This is a genomic window from Sutterella parvirubra YIT 11816 (genome assembly GCF_000250875.1).
Classification (GTDB): domain Bacteria; phylum Pseudomonadota; class Gammaproteobacteria; order Burkholderiales; family Burkholderiaceae_F; genus Sutterella; species Sutterella parvirubra.
Map to the genome: position 1 here is coordinate 1 of NZ_JH604930.1, position 3,573 is coordinate 3,573.

Annotated in this window: 5 protein-coding genes; all 5 read left to right on the forward strand. The window is 67.2% G+C overall.

The window, feature by feature from the left end; translation table 11 throughout:
• On the forward strand, positions 1 to 556 hold a 556-nt coding region (locus HMPREF9440_RS03710; protein ID WP_008541628.1), incomplete at its 5' end, for an ABC transporter substrate-binding protein.
• A gap of 108 nt (positions 557 to 664) precedes the next feature.
• The gene (locus HMPREF9440_RS03715) at positions 665 to 1,648 is read left to right on the forward strand and encodes an ABC transporter permease (protein WP_008541630.1); all 984 of its coding nucleotides are present in this window, start codon (positions 665 to 667) and stop codon (positions 1,646 to 1,648) included.
• Entirely contained in the window at positions 1,645 to 2,481 is an 837-nt protein-coding gene (locus HMPREF9440_RS03720; RefSeq protein WP_008541632.1) for an ABC transporter permease, read from the forward strand. The genes HMPREF9440_RS03715 and HMPREF9440_RS03720 overlap by 4 nt, the downstream gene beginning before the upstream one ends.
• Positions 2,478 to 2,882, forward strand: coding sequence for an ATP-binding cassette domain-containing protein (locus tag HMPREF9440_RS03725; RefSeq protein ID WP_148516348.1), 405 nt, complete (start codon positions 2,478 to 2,480; stop codon positions 2,880 to 2,882). Before HMPREF9440_RS03720 ends, HMPREF9440_RS03725 begins: the two co-directional genes overlap by 4 nt.
• 25 nt (positions 2,883 to 2,907) lie before the next feature.
• The gene (locus HMPREF9440_RS03730; RefSeq protein ID WP_008541638.1) at positions 2,908 to 3,528 is read left to right on the forward strand and encodes an ATP-binding cassette domain-containing protein; all 621 of its coding nucleotides are present in this window, start codon (positions 2,908 to 2,910) and stop codon (positions 3,526 to 3,528) included.
• Positions 3,529 to 3,573 lie beyond the last annotated feature (45 nt).

The following is a 3,573-nucleotide window of genomic DNA, read 5'->3' on the forward strand; positions in this document are numbered from 1 at the left end:
CTGGGAGATTTTGGGGGATTCGAGGAACGGCAAGAGCGGTGTTCGTGAAAAGAAGGGCGAACCGCTTTCGCTTCGCTTCTACTTCAACGCCCAGAACGCGCAGGAGAAGACCATCGCCGAAGCTGTCCAGGCGGACCTCGCGAAGATCGGCGTCGACGTGCGCGTGATCGGCGAAGAGAAGCAGGCGTTCCTCGACCGTCAGAAGACGGGCGACTTCGAACTTCAGTATTCGCTCTCCTGGGGTGCCCCGTACGACCCGCAGAGCTACCTCTCGTCCTGGCGCATTCCTGCGCACGGCGACTACCAGGCGCAGCGGGGTTTGGCCCAAAAGCACGAGATCGACGCGACCATCACGGCGCTCATGACCGAGCCCGATGAAGGAAAGCGCGCCGAGATGGTGAAGCAGGTTCTCACCACCATCACCGACGCCGCGGTCTACATCCCGATTTCCTACTCCCGCACGAAGGCGGTCTATGGCGCGCGGGTCGGGAACGTCGGGTTCGCGGTGACGCAGTACGAGATCCCGTTTGAACGGATGACGCTTGAGACCAAGTAATCTCCTGTCGGAACGCGTCTGGGGCTTCTGAAGGCTCCGGCGCGTTCCCGTCACTGGAATTCCAAGCACGACGCCGACAACCCCGCATCCTTCGCGCATCCCCAAGCGATGACCTCCATCTTCGACAGCCTCGCCAAACGCCTCGCGGCCGCCCTCCTGGGCGCCTTCCTCGCGGCGTTTCTGGCGTTCGCGCTCGGAGAGCTCTCGCCCACCGATCCCGTGGAAGTCTCAATCCGCGTGAACGCGATGGTGCCGACCCCCGAATTGATCGCCGAGGTGCGGGCGGAGATGGGGTTGGACCGGCCGTTTCTCGAGCGGTTCGACGCGTGGATCACGGGGGCGGTTCAGGGGGATTTCGGCCGGAGTTGGATTTCGGGCCGCCCCGTCGCGGACGAAATCCTCCGGACGCTTCCCGCCACCCTTCATCTCGCTTTGGCGTCGTTTCTCATCATCTTGGTCGCCGGCGTCGGCGGCGGCGCGGTTGCGGCAGCGTACGCGAACCGCTGGCCCGACAAACTGATCCGAGGCGTCCTTTTCGCCGTCACGGCGCTCCCGAACTTCTGGGCGGCGTTGCTGCTCATGTCGCTCTTTGCGGTGACGCTGGGGTGGCTGCCGACGAGCGGCATGAGGACCCCGGAAGCGGTGATCCTTCCCGCGGTGAGCCTCGCGCTCGCGTACGTGGGCACCTACGCGCGGCTCATGCGCGGGGCGATGATGAAGACGCAGGGCGAAGACTGGGTGACCTTCGCCCGGGCGCGGGGCGTGCCGAAAAGTCGACTGCGTCTGATGATCCTGCGGCACTCGATCACCGGCGTCGTCACCGCGCTCGGGATGTCGATCCCGAAGCTGATGGCGGGCGCCTTCGTCGTGGAGACGATCTTCGCGTGGCCTGGCGTCGGGCGCCTCTGCGTTTCGGCGATCTTCAACCGGGATCTCCCCGTCGTCTCCGCCTACGTCCTCATCATGGCGGTGCTCTTCATCGCCTTCAATCTGGCGGCCGAACTGATCGTCGCCGCGACGGACCCGCGGGTGCGGCGGGGCGGCGGCGCCGGCATCGTCAACGCGGACGCGAAGCCGGGGAGGCGCGCATGAAGCGGCACGAGCGGCTTGAGCGGTTCACGCCCGTCCTCCTTTCGGTCTCCTTTCTTTTCCTCGCGGTTCTCGTCGTCCTCGGGGCGGCGGCGCCGTGGCTGCCCCTTCCGGACCCCGCCGCGGTGGACCTTCTGTCGAAGAACGCCGGGGCGTCGTCCGCCCACTGGTTCGGCACCGACCACCTCGGCCGCGACGTCGCGGCGAGGCTCGTCTGGGGGATCCGCACGACGCTCTTCTCGTCGCTTCTCGCGACGGTGCTCACCGCCGGCTTCGGGATCGTGCTGGGCGTCTTTTCGGCCGCCGCGGGCGACCGCACGGACCGCTTCCTCATGCGCGTCACCGACCTCTGGATGAGCTTTCCCGGCGAGGTGCTGATTTTGGCGCTCGTGGGCGTTCTGGGGCCGGGGTTGGAGAACGTTCTTCTGGCGTGCCTCATCGCCAAGTGGCCTTGGTACGCGCGCATGTCGCATGCGATGGTGCTGCATCTCCTTTCGAGCGGGTTCGTGCGCTTCGCGAAGCTCTCGGGCGCGGGCCGCGGGCGGATTCTGAGGACGCACCTGCTCCCGAACCTCGCGGGCGAGTGCGCCGTCCTGGCGACGGTGGACGCGGGCGCCATGGTGCTCCTGATTTCAAGCCTTTCGTTCCTGGGCTTGGGCGCCCAGCCCCCTTCGGCCGAATGGGGTGTGATGTTGTTCGACGCCCGGCTCGTCATGTCGGTGCGCCCTGAAGCGATGCTCCCGCCGGGGCTTGCGATCGTGGCGGTCGTGACGGCGCTCCACTTCCTGGGCGACAGGCTTCGCGACGCCTTCGACGTGAAGGGGAGGCGCTCATGAGCTCCACCACGAGTGTACCCATGAACGCGGCCGTCTTCCGGGTCGAGAACCTGCGCGTGGGCTTTGCGGACGACGCCGGCGCGATGAACCCTCTCGTCGACCTGAGCTTCTGGACGCCCGCGAGCGGGGTCCTCGCCGTCGTGGGCGCCTCGGGCGCCGGAAAGTCCCTCACGATGCGGGCGTTGGGCGGGGTGCTTCCCGACGGGCTCACCGCGTCGGGGCGCGTCACGCTCCCCGACGGGCGCGTGCGGGAGTTGGGCTCCGGCATGACGGACGCCGCCCGAGCGCCGGGCCCCGACATCCTCTATCTTCCTCAGTCAGCTTCCGCCCTTGGAGCGGGTCGGGGACGGCCTCGCCGCCTCGGCTCGGGCGGGGCGCGGCGTAAGCCGATCGGCGGGTGAGGCCGCTCAAAGCGGCTCCGCCGACGTGAACGCCCTCGTGGACGAGGCGCTTTGCCGCGTGGGCCTCACCGACACGGACCGCATCCGGCGCGCCTACCCGACGGAACTCTCGGGCGGGATGCTCCAGCGGGTGCTCCACGCCCACGTGAGGCTTTTGAAGCCCCAGATCCTCTTGGCCGACGAACCCACGAGCGCTTTGGACGTCACGAACCGTCTGCGGGTGCTGCGGCACCTGAAGCATTTGGCGCGCGAGACCGGGATGACGGTCGTGATGGTGACGCACGATTTGGCGCTCGCGCGCGCGGTCGCGAACCGGATCGTGGTGGTCGAGCGGGGGCGCATCGCCGAGACGATTGAAACAGACGGGATGGACGGGACGGACGCCTTCACCGACGCTCAAACGCCCGCCGGCCGGGCGCTGGCCGAGGCCTTTGCGTCCGAATGCCGGGCGGCGGAGGCGTTTTTGGGTGAGGGTGCCGCGGGCGGCGCCGAGCCGAACGCTTTCGCCGAACTTGCTCCCGCTCCTGCGAAGAGCGGTTCCTCATCGCCGCGCCCGCCTCTCCTCGAAGTCCGAAACGTCTCGCTCACGGTCTCAGGGCGCCCGGGGCTCAAAACTGATACAATAAATCTAATCATATATTCTTAAATCTAAGCAAAATGAATAGATTCATCAGCATCGGACAAGCCGCTA

What these genes read in the sequence shown, in the direction of transcription:
- HMPREF9440_RS03715 (WP_008541630.1), top strand. Translation starts at nt 665, where the DNA reads ATGACCTCCATCTTCGACAGCCTCGCCAAACGCCTCGCGGCCGCCCTC.
- HMPREF9440_RS03720 (WP_008541632.1), top strand. Translation starts at nt 1,645, where the DNA reads ATGAAGCGGCACGAGCGGCTTGAGCGGTTCACGCCCGTCCTCCTTTCG.
- HMPREF9440_RS03725 (WP_148516348.1), top strand. Translation starts at nt 2,478, where the DNA reads ATGAGCTCCACCACGAGTGTACCCATGAACGCGGCCGTCTTCCGGGTC.